The organism is Enterococcus faecium, from assembly GCF_029023785.1.
In the GTDB taxonomy this organism is placed as follows: Bacteria; Bacillota; Bacilli; order Lactobacillales; family Enterococcaceae; genus Enterococcus_B; species Enterococcus_B faecium.
Window position 1 is genome coordinate 1034292 of record NZ_CP118955.1, and the last position, 22313, is coordinate 1056604.

Sequence of the window (22313 nt, forward strand, 5' to 3'; positions counted from 1 at the left end):
GAGGAGAATAGGATGTCATTTGCTGCAGATGTGAAGAAAGAACTAACTGGTTTGGAAGTTCATCGAGAACATGCGAAAGCGGAATTAGCTGCTTTGCTGCGAATGAACGGCTCTTTAGGTATTGTGAACCAGCAGTTTATTTTGAACGTCCAAACAGAAAATGCTGCAATTGCCAGACGTATCTATTCTCTTTTGAAAGATCATTATCAGGTACGAAGTGAGCTACTCGTTCGTAAAAAAATGAAATTAAAAAAGAACAATGTCTATATCGTCCGGTTGAAGCAAGGCACAAAAGATGTGTTGATGGATCTTGATATCATGGATGGTATGATGTTCAATGGACACGTTTCGGACGAGATTATGGGAAATTCGCAAAAAATGCGTTCTTACTTACGTGGTGCTTTTATGGCCTCAGGTTCAGTCAATAATCCGGAAACGAGCCGTTATCATTTGGAAATATTTTCTATTTATGAACAGCATAACCAAGACATTTGCGATATGTTAAATTATTACGGTCTACATGCTCGAACGCTTGAACGGCGCAATGGCTATATTTCTTATTTAAAAGGAGCAGAAAAAATTGCTGATTTCTTAACATTGATTGGTGCAACCAACTCAATGCTCCGATTTGAAGATGTTCGAATCGTACGGGATATGAGAAATTCGGTCAATCGTCTAGTCAATTGTGAGACAGCAAATCTGAACAAGACGATTGATGCGGCTTCTAAACAAATCGAAAACATCGAATTGATCGAAGCAAAGGTCGGTCTACATGCCCTTCCTGAAAAACTTCAGGAAATCGCAGAACTTCGGCTTCAACATCCAGAGGTCAGCTTGAAAGAATTAGGGGAAATGATTCCCTCAGGTGCGATATCAAAATCGGGAATTAATCACCGAATTCGCAAAATAAATGAATTTGCGGAAAAACTGCGTGAAGAAGTAGTTTAATCCAAAGAAAAAACTGATACATGAAGCAGGAGATGCGAATGTATCAGTTTTTTTTAAAAGTTATACTTGCTTTTCTTCCGTCAAACTATAATTCCATCTTTACTGGAGTAACATAATTTGGAAAGGCTTCTATTGTTTTTAATACAATCGTATAAAAAGCGGGGAGACAACTGAATGAAGATTTTAGTTTTGTACATAAATTTTTGCTTAATATAGAAGTCCTGATATAGATAAGATCAAGTATTTATCTATAACTGGCCTGATTAATTAAAAAACTGGAAGGAACTGCTCGATCATCCTTGAGAACTGCTCTTCTTACTTCTGGTCAAGATTCTCGTGGTTGGTGGATAAGGATGGTTGATAAGTTCATTGGATTAGCTAGTCGAAAACAACCAGGTGTAATTAATGTAGAAGTTTTAACAAGGGGATGGAGTGATTTATTCAGTGATAATCATAAGTTCATAAATAGTAATTGAGATGTATGGTTGGAATACGTTATACCTGAACTTGAACTACCAAGATTTGGTTTAGAATTTGAGAATCGATGTTTATAAAGGGAGGGCAAAAATGCGTTTTTTTACAACTTTTACTATCATTATGATTGCAGTACTTTTTATTTTTCTAGATATAGCAAAGCGAAATACAGCATTTTTATTATATCGGGTTTTACTTCGAGCAGGTCTCATAACATTTATATCGATCGTTGGATTTTTTCTATTCACAGTTATTGTATTTATTTGGAGAACTCCAGCACCACCATTGCCAGAGATTACATATGGAGAATTTCCTTTTAGACTTGAGTATGAATTGAATGAAGAATTACATGTGATAGAAGACACGTTAATAGTTGAATTTGATGGATTTGGAATGAACGAAGGCATAGGGAGATATCGTAGATGGACAAGTCGTTTAGCCAGCGGAGAAGATTTAGTGTTGCTGTTAGAAGTTAGTGATAATAAGCAAATATTTTATTTTCCAGGACCTGCTAATTATTACATGGGAGATAGGTTGAATGGTTATAATCATACTTTTCCTAGTGCTTCTTTCATTGAAAGGGAAAGAGGCATTATTAGAAGGGATATTTTACATGACAAAGAATTATTAGAACAATTTGGTCCGCTTGATCAAAATACAATAAATGAAGAAGAATTGTTAAATCAATATAATATAAGGCTAGTGAATTGGGAAATATCTGAACCGATTGTTAACAATTTTGGTGATTAGAAAACAATTACGATAAATAGAAACAAGCCAAATCATCAGCAAGTAAAAGCTGATGATTTGGCCTTTCTTATACGAGTAGTAGGAATTCATAGCGAATATTATTACGATCAGTAGATATTTTGATATTAAAGGAGTATTACGAACTAGTATGTGAGAATGTAGAGGTGATTTGCGAATAATGAGAAATTTATCAAATAGAAACAAAATATTAATCATTATTGTTGTTATAGCTGTGTTTCATCTGGGAACGAATGCGGTTTTAAGTAGAATAATATTGGGTCCTAAGCCACCAAGGCCAGAAATTACCCGAGGGGAGTTTGATTTTAGATTAGAATATGAAGTAGATGGGGAAAGGATTGTGATAGAAGATACAATTGTTGCATTATTTGATGGATTTTCTGCAGATGCAGGTAGCATGGCATGGTATCGCACGTGGCGTCTACATTTAGCAAGTGATAGACGATCACGAAATATCTTATTAGATGAATTAGAGGATGGTCGAAGAATATCTTATGTCCCAGAAAGTGCTAACTATTTTATGGGAGATGTACAGAAAGAAAGAGAGCCTAATCCTAATTGGTATCCATTTAATGGCGTAACAATAGAATATCCACGCAATAAAACACCTGAAATAGGTGCAAAATTTATAAGTGGTTTAGAAGATCTGTACGATAGGTTTGGAATCCGTCTTGTTAGTTGGGAACACGATCCACCAATAGAAAATCGTTTTGAATAATCGAAATCTGCTAATCCATTTCATCAGCCAGTGAATGTTGTAATGGAACAATTTGGTTTAGTGTTCAAAACCATTGAAATACTAGGATGTGATCAGCAAAAATGAATCTGAATAAAAAAGAGAGCAACTATTAGATGAGAGGAGTTAAGAGTTGTTAGCTTTATACGAATCAAAGTGGCAAATATAGATGCGTATGCATTTGTGTTTGCCATCTTGCATTTGGTAGACGAGATAGGTATAAGCTAAAGAAATAACTTGTTTAAAATAAACGACCTAGCTCAACAAACGACCATCTAATCAACTAACAGCATACATAAAAGCAACTATTTTTGAAGTAGAATTGAAATCGGGATAACTTAAAAAGTGATTGGGATACTAGTGAGAATCACCGTACATAAATATTACTCGTTAAGGGGAATTGAGAAATTTTGTATGAAAATTTAAGAATTAGTTAGTATGCGCAAGTCAAAAATATGAATAAATTATTTGGTGGAGATAATTTGCTCAGCTTGTCATAAGAAATGAGATAATCTGGCAGATGCAAGCTTTTGGACACCATTTATTCGGAATAAGGAGGTTGGGACAGAAGCGTTTAACTCCAAGAAATAAGAAGGAGTTGCTTCTGCTTCCGCCGTTTATACGTGTTTAGAGCGTGAGACAAAAGTGTTCTTTACTTTTGTCCCACGCTCCTTATTTTTTTATTTTGTTTGGATCAATTCTTTTAATTCCTTTATTGAAATAGATTCATCAAAGATTTCTTTACCCAAGATGACAGTTGGAACAAATCGAATATGTGCTTGCTCAGCTTCGTTGATGACAGCTTGGCTCAGCTGTTCGTCTTTTAGTTCTGTCAGCTTTAGTTTATCTACTGCAAAATCCGCTACTTCTTGGAGAGAAAGATGTTTCCACTCGTCTTGAGTATCGAATATTTGTTTGATCTCTTTGATCGCTTTTTGACCATCGCTGATTGTGAGATACCGGTGCATCACGTTCCCTCGCAGCAAGCTTTCTTTTTCTTTATCGAACAATTTGATCACTCGCTGCAATTGCCCGCTTTGGACTGCTTCTTCTAATAGCTCATAAGATTCTTCAAACCATTGTCGGCAATACGGACAAGCTAAGTTGATGAATTCGACCATTTTTTTAGGAGCATTCGATGAACCATAAAGGATTCCTTTTTGTGTATTTGTTTTCGTTGCATCAATCACTGATATATCCATGTTAAAACACCTCTTTCGCTTATAGTTTATACATGTCTGACAAAAAAAGGCAACGATTTAGACTGTTTGTCTAAAAATTAGATGACCAATTCAAATAGATATATGTAAAATATTTTTATAAATAAAAGAAAAAAATGGAATGTTTTACGTTATAATGGAACAGATAATAAGAGAGAATATGAACAAGGATGATGAATCATGCGAAAAATGAAAACAATGGATGGCAATACGGCAGCCGCATATATTTCTTATGCATTTACCGAGATTGCTGCAATATATCCAATAACACCCAGTTCGACCATGGCCGAATTAGTAGATCAATGGTCAGCAGCAGGAAAAGAAAATGTATTCGGTCAACCAGTAAAAGTAGTAGAAATGCAATCCGAAGCAGGAGCAGCTGGTGTGGTCCATGGATCATTGAAAACTGGTGCACTGACAACTACATATACCGCTTCTCAAGGGCTGCTTTTGATGATACCGAATATGTACAAGATTGCTGGGGAACTACTGCCAAGTGTTTTCCACGTTGCTAGTCGGGCAGTGACGACAAATGCTTTGAATATTTTCGGAGATCACGGAGACGTGATGGCTGCAAGACAAACAGGATTTGCTATGTTAGCTGAAAGCAGTGTACAAGAAGTGATGGATTTAGCACCTGTTGCCCATCTTGCTTCTATTGAAGGAGAAGTACCTTTTTTGAATTTCTTTGATGGATTCCGTACGAGTCACGAGATTCAAAAAATCGAAGTTTTGGAATATGAAGAATTAGCTCCTCTGATCAATCAGGAGAAATTAGCTTCATTTCGTAAACGAGGGATGAATCCCAATCATCCGACTGTTAGTGGTACGAACCAGAATCCAGACATCCATTTTCAACAACGGGAAACGATCAACCCCTATTATGATAAATTACCTGAAATCGTTCAAAAATATATGAAAGAGATCAACCGATTACGAGGAACTTCTTATGACTTGGTGACTTATTACGGAGCAGACGATGCGGAAGAAGTCATTGTTTCTATGGGATCAGTTGCACAGACGATTGAACAAACGATTGATTACTTGAATGCAAACGGACGGAAAACAGGTTTTTTGAATATCCATCTTTATCGTCCTTTTCCAGTGGAAACATTCGTGCAAAAGTTGCCTCATACAGTAAAAACAATTGCTGTTCTTGATCGAAGTAAAGAACCAGGGGCAGGTGGAGAACCTCTCTTATTAGACGTTCAAAGTGCATTATATGATTCTGAGCTTCGCCCGGCTGTTATTGGTGGTCGCTACGGATTGGGGTCTAAAGATGTGACTCCCGACCAAATCTCAGCAGTTTTTGATGAATTGCAAAAAGACCCAAGCATACGCAAAAAACGTTTCACCATAGGGATCGTTGATGATGTGACTTATCAATCTTTGGAACCAAAGGAAAGTCTGGATTTGACAGAACCGCAAACATTCCAGGCCAAGTTTTGGGGGTTTGGATCTGACGGAACAGTCGGAGCAAATAAATCAGCTATCAAGATTATTGGAGATCACACCGATAAATATGCGCAAGGCTATTTTTATTATGATTCGAAAAAATCTGGCGGTCTAACTGTCTCTCATCTTCGTTTTGGAGATACGCCGATACGTTCTGCGTATCTTGTCGAGCATGCGGACCTTGTTGCCTGTCACACACCAGCTTACCTGCATAGCTATGACTTGGTCAAAGGATTGAAGCCAGGTGGCATTTTTTTATTGAATACTCTTTGGAGCGACGAACAATTAGAAACGCATCTGCCCTTAAAATTAAAACGTTACTTGGCTGAAAATAACATTAGATTCTATACGATCAATGCCATGAGATTGGCCCAAGAAGTCGGTTTGGGACGCCGGATCAATACCGCAATGGAAACGGCATTTTTTAAATTAGCTGACATCATTCCTTTTGATGAGGTGATTCCGCTGCTAAAAGAAGAAGCCCTGAAAAGCTATGGACATAAATCAATGGCTATCGTAGAAAAAAACATACAAGCAATCGATCGGACGACCGAACTGCTTCATCAAGTCGCGATCCCAGACCATTGGAGAACGTTGGAGATGCCTGAAAAAATCAATAAAAGGAACACTGGTTATGTACAAGAAATACTTGAACCAGTGAATGCACAGGAAGGAAATCAACTCTCTGTTGGTACACTTGTAGCAAATGGAATGACAACTGGCGAAATGCCTTTAGGAACGGCTTCTATGGAAAAGCGGGGCGTCGCTTTAGAAGTACCTCAGTGGATTAGTGATCGCTGTACGATGTGTAATGAATGTGCCTTTGTTTGTCCTCATGCTGCCATCCGTCCATTTTTAGCAGATGAAGAGGAAATGGAAGAAGCGCCAGAAGGATTTATCGTGAGAGAAATGCGAGGCGCAGACGGCGTAAAATACCGTATCCAAGTTTCAGTGGAAGACTGTACAGGTTGTGGTCTGTGTGTAGAGGCTTGTCCCGCAAAAGAAAAAGCTTTAGTGATGAAGCCTTATGAAGAACAGAAAGAACAAGCTGTGAATTGGGCTTTTGCAATGACATTAAGACAAAAAGCAAATCCAGTCAAAGGAAAGAATACTGTCTTGTCTACACAATTCAATCAACCGCTTCTTGAATTCTCGGGCGCTTGCTCAGGCTGTGGCGAAACACCTTATGTAAAATTATTGACACAAATGTTCGGTGATCGAATGATGATCGCGAATGCGACAGGCTGTTCTTCTATTTGGGGCGGTGCTTCTCCTGCTTCTCCTTATACGACCAATGAATGTGGTCAAGGGCCTGCATGGTCAAATTCTTTATTGGAAGATAATGCTGAATTTGGTTATGGTATGCTTCTAGCGGCACAGACTCGTCGCGAGGCTTTGGCAAGTTCAATCAAAGAAGTATTGCCAAAAGTATCAGAAGAACTACGAGAATTGATGGAAGACTGGTTGGTACACATGTTTGAGAGTGAAGGAACGCAGCAAAGAGCAGCAAAACTGCAAGCTGCGATCGAAAGCGAACGATCAATTGTCCCTGAACTGGAGGATATATACAAGAGAAAGGATCTATTCGTAAAAAACAGCCAATGGATGATTGGTGGAGACGGATGGGCTTACGACATTGGTTTTGGCGGGATCGATCATGTACTTGCCAGCGGAGCAGACGTGAATATCCTTGTTTTGGATAACGAAGTCTATTCCAATACTGGCGGTCAAACCTCAAAAGCAACACCAGCTTCGGCAATCGCTAAATTTTCGGCTAGTGGAAAGTATGCTTCAAAGAAAGATCTAGGAATGATGGCGATGACATATGGAAATGTTTATGTGGCGCAAATTGCTTCAGGTGCCAATCAAATGCAAACGATCAAGGCATTTGAAGAAGCAGAAAAGTATCCTGGACCTTCTCTAATCATTGCCTATACGCCTTGTATCACACATGGTTTGCTTGGTGGAATGAAAGAATCGCTTAAAGAAGCAAAAGAAGCTGTTTCTTCTGGCTATTGGTCATTATATCGATATAACCCTGCAATGGTCGAAAAAAACAAGAACCCAATGACTTTGGACTACAAAAAACCTGATTTTTCTACTATGCCTAATTTCATGAGGAAACAAGTTCGTTTTTCCTCGCTAGAGAACGCAAATCCAAATCTTGCAAAAGCTTTATTTGAAAAGACTGTCCACGACGCTAAAACACGTTTTTACAACTATGCTGCACTGACGGGAGAATTAGAAAAAATCAAGAAACGACTTGAACCAGAGGAATCTATCGATGTACCCGTTAAGACTAGAAAAGAAAAAACGACGGACCTTGAAGCAGAAGAAAGAAGAGCTGCTAGAAGAGCTGCCAGAGCAGAACGACGTAAAAAAATGGAACAAGCTACAAAAGAAAAAAAGGAAAAATAACAGAAAAAATATAATGAATAATTCTCTGAAGTTTAAAAATATTTATTGCAGAGAAAAATAAAACGCATACTTGCAATTTTCTTGAAAATTATGCGTTTTTCTCAAGAAAAATACGAGCAGATCAGCCTCTAAAATTAAAACATATGATATACTAGAGAGGAAATCTCAAAAGAGAAGAGAGGCTTTTTATGTCATTTCAAATCGGGGAACTTTTTAATTTGGACTATTGGCAGCAAATGTTTTCCGGTGACTTGTTCTCTCTGAATTTTTTGGTGAACATACTTGATATTCTGGTTGTCTGGTATCTTGTATACAAACTGATCCAACTGTTGCGAGGCACAAAAGCGATTCAGCTTCTGAAAGGTGTAGCTATTTTTATTGTTATCCGAATCGTAGCGGAAATCATTGGTCTGCACACCTTGTCTTGGCTGATGAACCAAGTCATTACGTACGGGGTGATAGCTGCTATCGTGATTTTTCAGCCGGAAATCCGGAGAGGACTGGAACATCTTGGACGCAGTTCGCTTTTCAAACAATCAAAAAGCGAACAGCAGGAAGATGAGAAGATGATCTTGTCTTTTGACAAAGCCATCCAATATATGTCCAAGCGAAAAATCGGTGCGTTGATCACTATCGAACGTCATACTGGATTAGATGAGTATATTGAGACAGGGATTGCTTTAGATGCAGATATCACTGGGGAGCTGCTGATCAATATCTTTATTCCTAATACACCGCTGCATGACGGTGCAGTTATTGTAAAAGAAGGAAAGATCGCAGTAGCAAGCGCCTATCTTCCTCTATCAGAAAGTATGTTGATCCCTAAAGAATTCGGGACTCGACACCGGGCAGCTGTCGGTATAAGCGAAGTCAGCGACGCGATTACCATCGTTGTCTCTGAAGAAACCGGGGACGTCAGCATCACGTTAGATAATGAACTGATGGCTGGCTTATCCCAGCAAGAATATTTGGCAATCTTGCGTAGAGAACTAATTGCTGAAGAGAAAACAAAAAACAAGAAAAACGTGATTCAATCTTTCCTAGACGGTATGACTAAGGGAGGGGATCGCAAATGATCTCAAAAGAGAAACGGACAAGCATTCTTTACAGTTTTATTGCATTGCTGTTCAGTATTGCGCTGTACTTCAATGCAAATGGCCAGTCCGTTCCAAATACGCTTTCTGGAAATGAAGCGTATAATCAAACAGTTACTGGGGTGCCGATCAAGATTTCTTATGATTCAAAGCGCTACTATATCCATGGATATGAAAATGCAGTGACTGTCAAACTTTCCAGTGCAAACCGAGTTCAGTTGAATGCAGAGGCAAACGAAGATACACGTATGTTCCGCGTCACAGCAGATATCACTAAGCTGGGCGAAGGAACACATGAAGTTCCGCTAAAAATTCAAAATTTGAGCAGTGCTGTCACAGCAAAGATCGAACCATCGACTATTACAGTAACGGTTGAGAAAAAGGTAATAAAAGATTTCGATGTGGAAACGTTGATTCCTTCAACGTTCACACCATCTGGATATGAACTTGATGATACTTCCGTTAGTCCTAAAAAAGTCTCTATCACTACAGGTGACAAAACATTGGCAGAAATCAAACGAGTAGTAGCTGATGTGGACGCTTCGATGGTCACAGATGATGGGATTAATAGTGAGGTCCCAATACAGGCGCTGAATGCAGCAGGGGAAGTATTAAGTATCGTCTCTGATCCAGTGCAAGTAACAGTGAAAGCTGATTCAATCAAGCCAAGCAAGTCGGTACGACTTTATGGGATACAGCAAGGAACACCAGCTGCCGGGGTAGAAAGCTATGATTTCAGTTTTTCAAAACTGGAAGCAGAAGTAAGCGGCTCTAGCGATTTGCTTGCATCGATCGGTGACAGTATTGCTGTACCGATCAATGTCTCAGGTATCAATCATCGAACAACTCGTAAAATTGAAATACCAGTAGAAGAGGGGTTAAGTATCAAGCCCGAATCAGTTAGTGTGGAGATTACACCCGTGTTGCAAACGTCAAGCAGTAGCTCTGCTTCGACGAGCAGTCGGACACAAGAAAATACAAGTACGAGTAGAAGTATTTCATCTGCTGATTCAGGAACGGAACCATCGACAACAACCATTTCTTCCAGTTCGGAATCTGGGACAAGCAGCTCGACCACAAGTACAGAAGAAACATCAGAAACAAGCGAATCAACGCAAATGAGCAGAACAAATTCCTCAGAAAATTAAGTTAAAGGAGTAATTTTACAACTATGGGTAAATATTTTGGAACAGACGGCGTACGCGGTGAAGCCAACAAGGAACTTACGCCAGAACTTGCATTTAAGCTGGGACGGTGCGGAGGTTATGTCCTAAGCCAGCATGAAGAAGAAGGAAAACGCCCACGCGTGTTAGTAGGGCGGGATACAAGAATCTCAGGTCAAATGTTAGAAGAAGCGCTGATTTCAGGACTTTTATCGGTGGGTATCGAAGTGTTCCAGCTAGGTGTGATCTCTACACCAGGTGTTGCTTATCTGACACGTTTGCAAAAAGCAAGCGCAGGGGTCATGATTTCTGCTTCTCATAATCCAGCACAAGATAATGGAATCAAATTTTTCGGTGCAGATGGTTTTAAATTAGTAGATGACCAAGAGCTAGAAATTGAAGCATTATTAGATGCTGAAGTGGATGAATTGCCTCGTCCATCAGCTGAAGGATTGGGAACTGTAGAAGAATTTCCAGAAGGCTTATTGAAATATTCTCAATTCCTTGTACAAACGATCAACGGTGACCTTTCCGGTTTGACCATTTGTGTCGATGCAGCAAACGGAGCAACTTCAACAAGTGTTAATCGTTTGTTTGCCGATCTTGAAACAGATTTTTATACAATGGGCACAAATCCAGACGGGTTAAATATCAATGACGGCGTAGGCTCTACCCATCCAGAACGTTTAGCTGAGATGGTCGTTGAAAAAGGAGCAGATGCTGGACTAGCTTTCGATGGCGATGGCGATCGTATTATTGCGGTGGATGAACTTGGAAACATCGTCGACGGTGATAAAATTATGTTTATCTGTGCTAAATATTTGGCAGAAAAAAATCGGTTGAAAAAAGATACGATCGTTACGACTGTCATGAGTAACTTAGGATTCCACAAAGCGGTGGAAGGAATCGGTTTGAAAGATGTCGTTACACAAGTTGGTGATCGTTACGTTGTAGAAGAAATGCGCAAAAACGATTATAACTTTGGCGGCGAGCAGTCTGGGCACATGATTTTCTTAGATTTTAACACAACTGGAGATGGGATGCTTTCAGGAATTCAGTTACTGAATATCATGAAACAGACAGGTAAGAAATTATCAGAGCTTGCAGCAGAGGTAACAATCTATCCGCAAAAATTAGTGAATATCCGCGTAAGTGATAAAAACGGTGCGATGGATGTTCCGGCAATCAAAAAAGTGATTGAAGAGGCAGAAGCTGAAATGGGATCAGAAGGAAGAATCCTAGTTCGTCCTTCCGGTACAGAACCATTACTTCGAGTGATGGCAGAAGCGCCTACTGATGAGAAAGTCAATTACTATGTCGATAAAATCGCAGCAGTAGTCAAAGAAGAAATTGGACTGGATTAAGAGATATTTTCATAAAAAATAAAAGAACAAGGACCAGTGTCAGATGTCTGACACTGGTCCTTGTTCTTTTATTATTCTACTGTCACTGATTTCGCTAAATTACGTGGTTTGTCAACGTCGAATCCCCGTAATAGCGTTGCGTAATATGCAAGTAATTGAGTCGGTACGACTGTCGTTAGAGTAGTTAGATAAGGGTGGACAGTTGGTAGCACCAGCTGGTCACTTTCCTTTTCTAATCCCTCTGAGACAATAACTAATGTTTTAGCGCCACGGCTTTCGACTTCTTTCAGGTTTCCTCGAGTATGCGCACCAGTCACTTCTTCACTGATGATTCCGATCACTGGTGTTCCTTCTTCGATCAAAGCAATCGTTCCATGTTTCAATTCGCCAGCGGCAAAACCTTCTGCCTGGATATAACTGATTTCTTTCAATTTCAAAGCAGCTTCAAGAGAAACGTTGTAGTCAGCGCCACGTCCAATGTAAAAGGCATTTCTTGTATCGCTGAGATATACTTCTGCCAACTCTTCTAAATAATCTTTTTGGGCAATGACCGATTCCATCGCATTAGCAACTAAACTCAATTCATGAGTGATATCGAATACAAGAGAAGTTTCAAATTCTTTTTTATCACCGATAGCTTTGGCTAATAAAGTTAGTACAGCTATTTGTGCAGTATAAGCTTTCGTTGATGCTACTGCGATTTCGGGTCCAGCATGCAATAGCAGTGTAAAGGATGCTTCCCGCGAAAGAGTAGAACCAGCAACATTTGTAATCGTAAGTGAAGGGTAGCCGAGACGGTTGATTTTTACCAGAACTTGGCGGCTATCTGCTGTTTCGCCACTTTGACTCAAGAAAATAAAGAATGGTTTTTTTGAAAGAAGAGGTGTGTTATAGCCAAATTCACTGGCTAAATGAACCTCAACAGGGATCTGTGTCAATTTTTCCAAAGTCTGTTTACCTGCTAACCCCGCATGGTAACTAGTTCCGCAAGCAACGATATAGATTCGATCGCTATCAGACAATGTATCGACCAGCTTTTGATCAAGAGAGACACGATTGTCTTCTGTTACGTATTTTTGAGCGATACGACGCATGATAATAGGCTGTTCGTCGATTTCTTTCAGCATATAAAAAGGATAGGTACCTTTCTCGATATCTGAAGCATCTACTTGTGCTTCGAATGAAGAACGTTCTACGATGTCACCTGCAAAATTTTGAATAATAACTTTTTCTGATGTGACAGTAACCATCTCTTTATCTTCAATCTCAACGAATTCCTTCGTATGAGCAAGCATAGCCATTGCATCGCTGGCAATCACATTGAATCCATCGCCGAGTCCGATTAATAGTGGACTTTTATTTTTAGCGACGTAAATAACATCAGGTGCTGTCCGATCAATCAAAGCGAAAGCGTAAGAACCTTTGATGACCCGCAAAGCTTTCAAAAACGCCTCTTGCGTTGTAGTATCCTTCGCGAAAGTTTCAATTAGATGAGCGATAATCTCAGTATCGGTCTCACCAATAAAGTGGTCATTTGCTAAATAAGCAATTTTAAGTTCTTCAAAGTTTTCGATTACGCCGTTGTGAACGAGCACGAAGCGTCCACTTTGGGAAGTATGTGGATGGGCGTTTTCTTCAGAAGGTTGCCCGTGAGTTGCCCAACGTGTATGACCAATACCTATATTTCCTGTAGTATCAATATTTATTTTGTTTTTCAAATTTTGAATTCTGCCTTGTGCTTTGACCAGATAATCAGTTGTGCCATCTGAGACAAAGATACCAGCTGAATCATAACCACGGTATTCTAATTTTTCTAGACCGTCAATCAATCCTGGTGTTACATTTTTTAAACCAATCATTCCAACAATTCCGCACATAAAAAACATCCTACTTTCTATAATGAATTCGTATGAATGCTTCCAGCTGCAGGAAAATCCTTTTGTTTTATCTTTGCAGATACTTTTTGTGGATTTTCTGTAGAGTGCAGTCCCTAGGGCCATCCGCCGAATCTTTCGATAAACCCTCTCCTCGTCATCTGTTTACACAGACCTGGCGCTATCCTAAAAGGTATAACTATCCTCCTTTTTGTTTTTTATCTGGAAACATTTAAAATCATAACCTTTTGCGAATGTTCTTGTCAACAAAAAAAGAATAAAAAATAAATTGGTATATATCAAATGCTTTGTCAAATGCTCTTTTTATGTCAAAAAATAATGGGTTTTTATCTATCATCTTTTTCAGGAGTTCGGTACAATAGAAAGTAATCGGATAGAGGAGGAGTAAAAATGGATTCAAAAATTGAGATCATGACACTGGGAATGTTAAAAAAACAATTGTCCAAATTCGAAGCATCAGCTGGTGTATCAGATGATACGAAAATATTTTTAGATACTGGCTGGGATAGCATCCAAGAAATCGCACCTGATGCCTTGGAAGTTGCTCAAGCTCGTGAGTTTACGGTAGAAGATGAATTGACAAAAGAGTCGTTTTCCGGGTATGCGCGGGAAGAAAAAGCAGAGCGGTTCGACACTTCTGAGCAGTCAGAAACTGTGATCGTCATAAAAAACTTGTATTAGAAAGGAGAAAGAATGAATAAAAGACGTTGGGCAGCAGTTCTGATTGCTGCAGGATTATTTGTGGTTTCGTTAGTTTCAGCTAGTTTGACTAAGCCTCAGGAAAACGATCAAATTGAGGGATTGAACAGTTGGTTATATGGGGATGAAGAACTAGCTCCAAATGTGTTGGAAGAGGGAGACAGTACGCAAAAAATCGTAAAATTATCAGTAGATGGAACGATTGCTGCGGGAGGGTCTTCAGGTTTATTTGCTTCTGAAGGTTACAATCATAAAAATTTTATGGAACAACTGAAGGCGATTGAAGAAGATCCAACAGTCAAAGGTATCTTTTTAGAAGTAAATTCTCCTGGTGGCGGTGTCTACGAAAGTGCGGAAATCGCTAAGAAATTGGATACGATTCGTAAAGAACATGATATCCCAATGTATGTCAGCATGAAAAACATGGCAGCTAGCGGTGGCTACTATATTTCTGCTCAAGCAGATAAAATCTTTGCAACAGAAGAAACAGTGACCGGCTCAATTGGTGTGATCATGTCAGGATTGAATTATTCAGGACTTCTAGAAAAACTGGGTGTGGAAGATACAACAGTTAAAAGCGGAGCATTGAAAGATATGGGTTCAGGAACGCGACCAGAGACAAAAGAAGAAGAAACGGTGCTTCAAGCATATATCGACAGCGCATATAGTCGTTTTGTAGCAATCGTCAGCGAGGGACGGAATAAATCTGAAGAAGAAGTCAAAAAAATTGCTGATGGAAGGATTTATGATGGTGTCCAAGCAAAAGAAGTAGGTTTAGTCGATGAATTGGGATTTCCTGAAGATGCTTTAAAAGCTATGCGAAAGGAACAACAGCTTGAAGATGCGGAACTAGTAGAATATTCTTCCGCGCCATCTGGGTTTGCTAGTACATGGTTAGGAAGTAAACTAGCAGAATTCCAGGGATTGAAGCCTTCTGAGACTAGTCAGATCTTATCCGTTCTTGAGAATCTAGGGACAGCGGAATCACCAAAAGCAATGTATTATTACGGAGGTGAGTAAGCATGTCAGAGCTTTCAAATGAAAATAAGGAACAAGAAAAAGATAAGCAACAGCAGCCTGCTGTAGGACCTGACTCCAACTTTTCCCAAAAGGTACTGAGCTCTTTTGAAAGAGAGCCTTTGACGCCCGAAGAAATCAAAAAGAAACAACGTAAATGGAAAAAGTATACGGACACAAGAAATGAACCGCCGAAAGCAAATGATTTTCCTAAGTATTTCTATGCAGGTTTTTTTATCCGAATGTTTGCTTTCTTGGTCGATCTTTTGTGTATCGGAGCTATTACGCGTTTAACACTTGGTATTGCCAAAAATCTAGGTTGGCTTAATTTTTCAGATTCTTATCTGAGTCTCTACGGATTCACAGCTTTACTTATTTATCTAGCGTATTTTATTTTATTGACGAAATTCAATCATGGCCAAACGATTGGGAAAATGATCTTTGGTATTCGAGTCATCAGCTTTGATGAAGAAGAACTTAGCTGGTCAACCGTTTTAGTTAGAGAAGGTGCTTGCCGGTTCATTCTAAAATTTCCTTTGCTGATGTTAGGGTATCTTCCAGCAATCTTTAATCAGAAAAAGCAACATCTGGGCGATTTTTTCACTAATACAAGTGTTGTTACGATCAATCTGATCAAAGCATTCAACCAGGAAGTCAACAGCTGATGAGCAATAAAAAGCAGTAACAGTTGAAAGCACCTTCTAAAAGTCAGATCTAAAATCTAGCTTTTAGAGGGTGCTTCAGTTATTTTTAATTGTCATGCTTTTTTTGTTTTGCTACTATTGAACATGAGCTGAACATGAGCAAGAGGAGGACACTGCGTGAAGCCGATTGATTTTCCAGAAAAATATGAGAATTTAATGCGAGTAGCACAACAAGCACTAGCAAACCAGCAATATCAGCAGGCAAAAGAATTATTTCAACGAGCTTACGAGTTGAAAGAAAGCTTTGAGGCTAATAGCCTGCTTGTTTTTTGTCTTTACGAGTTGGACGAGAAAAAAGAAGCATTGAAGCAAGCACTCTTGCATGAAAAACAGTATCTTCAAAATGAGGAGTTTGCTGAATTTTATTTTGACTTGTTAATCAGTACACAAGATTTTTTATATGCTAGAAAATTGATAGCAAGTACAGATTTTTATGAAGCTTTCGAGCAGCGGGTCATTGAAAAAATCCAATTTGCAGAAGAATTATCCGGACAAATGGAGAGGCAGAAGATCAAGGCACTCCACAATAAATCGGAGGAACTTCCTTCGTTGGAACCTGCACGTCAGCTTGCGTCTATTGATGAGATCGAACAGCTTCCTTATCATGAGTTTATCCAAACAGCGAGTAAACTTATTGTATCGCCAGAGGTCCATATTTTAGCAAGGGCAAAATTACTGGAGACACTTAGGCAATTGAACGAATGCCATCCTGTTTTCTATTTGACGATTGAAGAAAAGTTAGTCAAAGTCATACCAAAAGATCTGCCAAAGCCGCAGCAGCAGGCAAGTTACCAGCAATTATGTGTATTTTCAGATCGTTACGGGAATGAAGATGCGCTGCTTAGTTCCGTGTTAAAAGAAGAATTCACGTTGCAATCTGCAATTGTTTATCCTGTCTATGATACATATATCGAAGACCCGAAGCGCTGGTTTCAACTGACTGTAGAGGCGTGTACAGGAAAAACGATGTATGAAGGTACAGAAGATGAAAAACAAGATTTTTTAAAAAAAAGAGAAAAAATTTTGCAGCAAATGATCTTCTTCCATTAGATTTTATCAGTGAAAAAGATAAAAATGTTATGAAAAACAAGGATTCTATCCATTCAATATGTTTACAATTTGAAAGGGTTAGTGTACTATTTAAAGGTATGCATGAAACGTTTTTGATGTATAAAATGAATTTCTAAACTCGGAGGGAATTAAATGACTGCAACATTTGAAAAAAAAGGCACGAATGATGGTGTTTTAAAATTTACGATTGCGCAAGACGAAATCCAAAAAGGATTAACAACTGCGTTTAATAAAGTGAAAAAAAGCTTGAACGTACCTGGATTCCGTAAAGGGAAAGTTTCTCGTCAAGTATTCAACCGTATGTACGGTGAAGAAGCTTTATATGAAGATGCATTGAATGCTGTATTACCAGAAGCTTATGAAGCTGCTGTCAAAGAAGCTGGCATCGATCCTGTTTCTCAACCAAAAATCGATGTTGAAAGCATGGAAAAAGGTCAAGACTGGGTAATCACTGCTGAAGTAACAGTGAAACCAGAAGTAAAATTAGGACAATATAAAGATCTAGTTGTTGAAAAACAAGACCGTGAAGTAACAGATGCAGACGTGGATGCACGTATCAAACGTGAACAAGAAGCACAAGCTGAATTAGTTATCAAAGAAGATGCTGCAGCTGAAAATGGCGATACAGTAGTAATCGACTTCGAAGGCTTTGTAGATGGCGAAGCGTTTGATGGCGGAAAAGGCGAAAATTACTCACTTGAATTAGGTTCAGGCTCATTCATTCCAGGTTTTGAAGATCAATTAGTTGGTCATAAATCAGGTGAAAGTCTAGATGTAAATGTAACTTTCCCAGAAGATTATCAAGCAGAAGATCTTGCTGGAAAAGAAGCAGTCTTCAAAGTGACAATCCATGAAGTAAAAGCAAAAGAAGTGCCTGAATTAGATGACGAATTCGCAAAAGATGTTGATGACGAAGTATCAACATTAGACGAATTGAAAGAAAAATATCGCAAAGAATTAGTAGAAACAAAAGAAAAAGCAGCGGACGATGCAAAAGATGAAGCAGCGATCCGTATGGCTGTTGAAAACGCAGAAATCGTTGAATTGCCACACGTGATGGTTCATGATGAAGTACATCGTTCAATGGACGAATTCTTGAACAACATGCAACGTCAAGGTATCTCTCCTGAAATGTACTATCAATTAACTGGTTCTACAGAAGAAGACTTGCATAAACAATTCGAAGGTGAAGCAGAAATGCGCACAAGAACAAATCTTGTGATCGAAGCAATTGCAGCTGCTGAAAATCTTCAAGCAACAGAAGAAGAAATCAATGCAGAAATCCAAGAATTATCAGAAACATACAACATGCCAATCGAACAAATCAAACGCGTGTTGACAGAAGATATGCTGGAACATGATGTGACAATGAAAAAAGCAATCGAATTGATCACAGGTACAGCGACAGAAGCGAAAGAATAGAAATCAAGTAATAAATCATTTCTGAAGAAGCTACTTCTAGAAAATTGTTTATTCGAAATAAGGGACTGTGACACGATTTTGTCACAGTTCCTTATTTTTTGTTAAGAGTAAAAAATGCAAAGGTATAGGTCAGTTGATCCTTTGTTAAACACTTTTTCTTTTTACTAAACTATGTTATGATAGTAAAAGACTGTAAAGTCTTTGATAGTTTCTTGCATACTTTTTGCAAGTTAAGGGGTGAAGACCATGTATGACAATCCAAGTAGCAATGAGACCGTACGCTGTTCTTTTTGCGGGAAAACCCAAGAAGAAGTGAAAAAGATCGTAGCTGGTCCAGGGGTCTACATCTGTAATGAATGTATCGACCTATGTAAAGAAATCATTGATGAAGAATTTTATGAAGAAGCTGTACGCGAATTCACTGAAGTCCCTAAACCACTAGAAATTCTTGAAGTATTGAATAACTACGTGATTGGACAAGATCGCGCAAAACGCTCGTTAGCTGTTGCCGTATACAATCACTATAAACGTGTCAATCAGCAAGCACAAGAAAACACAGATGATGTTGAACTGCAAAAAAGCAATATCTGCTTGATCGGACCTACAGGGTCTGGTAAAACATTTTTAGCACAAACATTAGCAAAAACATTGAATGTACCTTTTGCAATCGCAGATGCGACAAGTTTGACAGAAGCTGGTTATGTGGGGGAAGATGTAGAAAACATTTTGCTTAAATTGCTTCAATCTGCTGATTACAATGTGGAACGTGCAGAAAAAGGGATCATCTATATTGATGAGATCGATAAAATTGCGCGTAAAAGCGAAAATGTATCTATTACTCGTGACGTTTCCGGCGAAGGTGTCCAACAAGCCTTGCTGAAAATTCTAGAAGGAACTGTTGCAAGCGTGCCACCTCAGGGAGGACGTAAACATCCACATCAAGAATTTATTCAGATTGATACGACGAACATATTGTTCATCGTAGGTGGTGCATTTGATGGCATCGAAACGATTGTGAAGAATCGTATGGGCGAAAAGACGATTGGATTTGGTACACAAAACCAAAAACTTTCTGAAGACGAAAGTGTCATGCAGCATATCATTCCTGAAGATTTACTAAAATTCGGATTGATCCCTGAGTTTATCGGACGATTACCTGTTATGGCAGCTTTAGAGAAATTGACAACAGATGATCTGGTACGGATCTTGACTGAGCCGAAAAATGCGCTAGTCAAACAATATCAAAAACTTCTTTCTCTAGATAATACCGAACTTGAATTTGAACCTGAAGCGTTGAGAGCCATTGCGAAAAAAGCAATCGAACGCAATACCGGTGCTCGAGGACTTCGTTCCATCATTGAAGAAATCATGATGGATGTGATGTTTGATATCCCTTCAAATGAAAACATCGAAAAAGTGATTATCACAAAAGAAGCAGCTGAATTGTCTGGTGAGCCAACAGTAATCTATAAAGATTCAGAGAAAAAAGCGGGTTGATGAAAAGAGGCTGCCGTAAAAGTCATTTTGGCTTTTGCGACAGCCGCTTGCTTTATTCATCACCTTGTTAAGGAGAGAGACCATGAAAGTCCATCAAGCTGAAATTATCATAAGTGCAGTGGCACCAAAACAATATCCAGATACACAATTGCCAGAAATAGCTCTGGCAGGACGATCAAATGTAGGGAAATCTTCTTTTATCAACACATTGATTGATCGAAAGAATTTAGCCCGTACTTCCGGTAAGCCAGGAAAGACCCAGACATTGAATTTTTATTTGATCGAGAACGCATTACATTTTGTCGATGTTCCGGGATATGGGTATGCAAAAGTATCCAAAACTGAGCGAGCAAAATGGGGAAAGATGATCGAGACATATTTAACGACTAGAGACCAGCTACGTGCGGTCGTTTCTTTAGTAGATTTGCGTCATAAGCCTTCTCAAGAAGATATCCAGATGTATCAATTTTTGAAGTATTATGATATCCCTGTAATTGTTGTTGCCACTAAGGCAGATAAGATCCCTCGTGGTAAATGGAACAAGCATGAGAGCGAAATCAAAAAAGCGTTGGATTTTGATCGCAATGACACGTTTATTCTCTTTTCTTCCGTTACAAAACAGGGAAAAGAAGAAGCGTGGGCAGCAATCGAACAAGCAATTGAATCATAAAAAGAATAAAAAAGACTTACCAGTCAAACTCTTTCATAAAAGTTTGGCTGGTAAGTCTTTTTTTGAGCTTAACTTACTTTTGTTTCTTGTCTTTTTTCTTTTCATTTTGTGGCTGTGGTTTTAGAAATCGATCGATCTCTTCTTTTGGTGCAACTGTTTTTTCCGGATCGACAGCAAATGATTCGAAAAGTTTATCTAAATTATCTGTACGTTCAAATTTCAACCCCATTGTAAACACCTCTTTGTTTCTTTTTACTTAGTCTATCATGTAATCGTCCAAATTGGTTTCTAAGACATAAAGTTTTAGTTTTTCTTTATCATTGGTTATAATTAAATTATAAAAAGATTTGAAAGAGGTGAGAAAATGATTGGCGAAGATAAATTATTGATGACTATCCAGCTCACAGACTTAAATGAAGAAGAAAAAAAACAGGAAATAAGCGATTGGGCTATTTTGACACGTCTGTTGATCCAGCCAACATTTATCCGCTCTTTCACACAACAAGCGGATCCGTATGATCTTCGAAAGCTTCAAGAAAAAATAATGCTAGCATCGGTAAGAGACGAAAGTTGGTTAGTTGTAGGAAATGACGAGAACGAATGTAGTTTTCGCTTGGAAGATAATCAATTATTGATAAAAAATGTATTGTCTATCTCTGTTTTCAAAGAAAAGCAATTTTTGATTCGAGACTTCATTCAGAAAAAAATGATTGCTCATGGGGTGTTCGCCTATATGCGAGCTTATAGCGAGTTTATCTATCACAATACAAAACAGATCTCTCAACGGCTATTGTTTGAGAAAAAGGATGAAATCGAACATTTACCTAAAATGAAACAACAAAACGGGGAAGTAGTAGTCGATTGCAACCAATTTCCAGGATACGATCTTTTTTACCAAGGTTTATGTTTCACTTCGTGTTGGGAAATGTATTATAGTCGCTATTATCATCAAATCATCCCTAAACCGATTTTTCTCGACATCCAACAAGTAGAAAAAGTGAAGGGATTAGAAAACGAAGTCATATGTATCCAGCTTTATCGAGACCCCTTTAACTGGCAAAAGCCAAACAATCAAATGTTTCAGTCCTATTTTAGGGACCAGCTTGGGTTTGATCATCTTGCTTGGGACAATGGTGTCGGTTTATTGAAACCGCCATTCGTTGAATACATTTACACTGACCATACGATCCAATCTGTCCAGTATCAGAATGCACAAATGCAACTTGTTCCTAAAAAGAATGCTTCATTTTTTGTAACAAAAAGTTATGATATTCAACAAGGAGATTATAAAGAAAGGCGTGTTCGCGGAACACTAAATGCTCAGGCGTATTTTCCTTGGGTTGACGAGAATCGCTCGCGCATGATGTGCTATAAAGTTATCGATCCGACTGTTGCTTTGGATAATGGAATCGAAGCTTATTGTTATTATATTAGGGAATATCTAGAAGTAGAGGTAACAGATGAAAAATATCAAGAGTATCTTTTATCCTTAAGAATCTATGTTCCTTCAGAATCCCTGTCAGAATTACCGTTAAAGGAAATCAAACATAGACTCTCTGATGTTACCTTCAAACGAATAAAGAAAAAGCGGCGAAGTATCCAATTCGATGTCAAGAAAGGTGAGCAGCATCTGCGTGTGCAATTTTTAGATTACCGAGAATTAGAACAATTGATTACTTTACAAAAAATATGAGGTGA

The 22313-nt window shown here is 38.7% G+C and carries 18 protein-coding genes; 15 read left to right on the plus strand and 3 right to left on the minus strand.

The annotated features are described in order from the left end of the window. The first annotated feature begins 12 nt into the window (after nucleotides 1-12). The 3 genes from whiA to PYW34_RS04930 all read left to right on the plus strand — a co-directional run bounded on the left by whiA (nucleotide 13) and on the right by PYW34_RS04930 (nucleotide 2908). On the plus strand, nucleotides 13-948 hold the full coding sequence (whiA, locus tag PYW34_RS04920) for a DNA-binding protein WhiA (RefSeq protein ID WP_002333062.1): 936 nt from the start codon (nucleotides 13-15) through the stop codon (nucleotides 946-948). Nucleotides 949-1515: 567 nt separating this feature from the next. Next, on the plus strand, nucleotides 1516-2172 hold the full coding sequence (locus PYW34_RS04925) for a hypothetical protein (protein WP_002294437.1): 657 nt from the start codon (nucleotides 1516-1518) through the stop codon (nucleotides 2170-2172). 178 nt (nucleotides 2173-2350) lie between these two features. Next, nucleotides 2351-2908 carry a hypothetical protein gene (locus tag PYW34_RS04930; RefSeq protein WP_002294436.1) on the plus strand — a complete coding sequence of 186 codons (558 nt, stop codon included), beginning with the start codon at nucleotides 2351-2353 and terminating at the stop codon, nucleotides 2906-2908. 698 nt (nucleotides 2909-3606) lie between these two features. On the opposite strand, the gene PYW34_RS04935 is transcribed toward PYW34_RS04930, so the two are convergent. Beyond that, on the minus strand, nucleotides 3607-4128 hold the full coding sequence (locus tag PYW34_RS04935; protein WP_002294434.1) for a DsbA family protein: 522 nt from the start codon (nucleotides 4126-4128) through the stop codon (nucleotides 3607-3609). Nucleotides 4129-4326: 198 nt separating this feature from the next. On the opposite strand from PYW34_RS04935, the gene nifJ reads away from it, so the two are divergent. From nifJ to glmM, 4 genes are all read left to right on the plus strand, one after another. Next, complete coding sequence (nifJ, locus tag PYW34_RS04940) at nucleotides 4327-8019, plus strand: pyruvate:ferredoxin (flavodoxin) oxidoreductase (protein ID WP_002333061.1); 3693 nt, start codon at nucleotides 4327-4329, stop codon at nucleotides 8017-8019. A gap of 188 nt (nucleotides 8020-8207) precedes the next feature. After that, the gene (cdaA, locus tag PYW34_RS04945; RefSeq protein WP_002287821.1) at nucleotides 8208-9095 is read left to right on the plus strand and encodes a diadenylate cyclase CdaA; all 888 of its coding nucleotides are present in this window, start codon (nucleotides 8208-8210) and stop codon (nucleotides 9093-9095) included. Then, nucleotides 9092-10261, plus strand: coding sequence for a CdaR family protein (locus PYW34_RS04950; RefSeq protein WP_002294430.1), 1170 nt, complete (start codon nucleotides 9092-9094; stop codon nucleotides 10259-10261). The genes cdaA and PYW34_RS04950 overlap by 4 nt, the downstream gene beginning before the upstream one ends. A 23-nt stretch (nucleotides 10262-10284) precedes the next feature. Continuing rightward, complete coding sequence (gene glmM, locus PYW34_RS04955) at nucleotides 10285-11640, plus strand: phosphoglucosamine mutase (protein WP_002287824.1); 1356 nt, start codon at nucleotides 10285-10287, stop codon at nucleotides 11638-11640. 71 nt (nucleotides 11641-11711) lie between these two features. Here glmM and glmS read toward each other — a convergent pair whose 3' ends face one another. Next, a complete protein-coding gene (gene glmS / locus PYW34_RS04960; RefSeq protein WP_002300367.1) occupies nucleotides 11712-13517 on the minus strand; it encodes a glutamine--fructose-6-phosphate transaminase (isomerizing) in 1806 nt (601 codons plus the stop codon). Between the two features lie 408 nt (nucleotides 13518-13925). On the opposite strand from glmS, the gene PYW34_RS04965 reads away from it, so the two are divergent. The 7 genes from PYW34_RS04965 to yihA all read left to right on the plus strand — a co-directional run bounded on the left by PYW34_RS04965 (nucleotide 13926) and on the right by yihA (nucleotide 20615). After that, nucleotides 13926-14216, plus strand: coding sequence for a hypothetical protein (locus tag PYW34_RS04965; RefSeq protein ID WP_002287827.1), 291 nt, complete (start codon nucleotides 13926-13928; stop codon nucleotides 14214-14216). 12 nt (nucleotides 14217-14228) lie between these two features. Next, on the plus strand, nucleotides 14229-15254 hold the full coding sequence (gene sppA, locus PYW34_RS04970; RefSeq protein WP_002333060.1) for a signal peptide peptidase SppA: 1026 nt from the start codon (nucleotides 14229-14231) through the stop codon (nucleotides 15252-15254). Between the two features lie 2 nt (nucleotides 15255-15256). Next, nucleotides 15257-15916, plus strand: coding sequence for an RDD family protein (locus PYW34_RS04975; RefSeq protein WP_002294427.1), 660 nt, complete (start codon nucleotides 15257-15259; stop codon nucleotides 15914-15916). 156 nt (nucleotides 15917-16072) lie between these two features. Continuing rightward, nucleotides 16073-17005 (plus strand): hypothetical protein, encoded by a 933-nt coding sequence (locus PYW34_RS04980; protein ID WP_002296313.1) that lies wholly within the window; start codon nucleotides 16073-16075, stop codon nucleotides 17003-17005. Nucleotides 17006-17158: 153 nt separating this feature from the next. Then, the gene (tig, locus tag PYW34_RS04985; protein WP_002292069.1) at nucleotides 17159-18448 is read left to right on the plus strand and encodes a trigger factor; all 1290 of its coding nucleotides are present in this window, start codon (nucleotides 17159-17161) and stop codon (nucleotides 18446-18448) included. A 246-nt stretch (nucleotides 18449-18694) separates the two neighbouring features. Further along, the gene (clpX, locus tag PYW34_RS04990; RefSeq protein WP_002294425.1) at nucleotides 18695-19945 is read left to right on the plus strand and encodes an ATP-dependent Clp protease ATP-binding subunit ClpX; all 1251 of its coding nucleotides are present in this window, start codon (nucleotides 18695-18697) and stop codon (nucleotides 19943-19945) included. An 82-nt stretch (nucleotides 19946-20027) separates the two neighbouring features. Next, complete coding sequence (gene yihA / locus PYW34_RS04995; RefSeq protein ID WP_002288491.1) at nucleotides 20028-20615, plus strand: ribosome biogenesis GTP-binding protein YihA/YsxC; 588 nt, start codon at nucleotides 20028-20030, stop codon at nucleotides 20613-20615. A gap of 73 nt (nucleotides 20616-20688) precedes the next feature. Here yihA and PYW34_RS05000 read toward each other — a convergent pair whose 3' ends face one another. Continuing rightward, on the minus strand, nucleotides 20689-20844 hold the full coding sequence (locus tag PYW34_RS05000) for an SPJ_0845 family protein (protein WP_002288488.1): 156 nt from the start codon (nucleotides 20842-20844) through the stop codon (nucleotides 20689-20691). A gap of 135 nt (nucleotides 20845-20979) precedes the next feature. Here PYW34_RS05000 and PYW34_RS05005 point away from each other — a divergent pair, with 135 nt between their 5' ends. After that, entirely contained in the window at nucleotides 20980-22308 is a 1329-nt protein-coding gene (locus PYW34_RS05005; protein ID WP_002333059.1) for a hypothetical protein, read from the plus strand. Nucleotides 22309-22313: the final 5 nt, after the last annotated feature.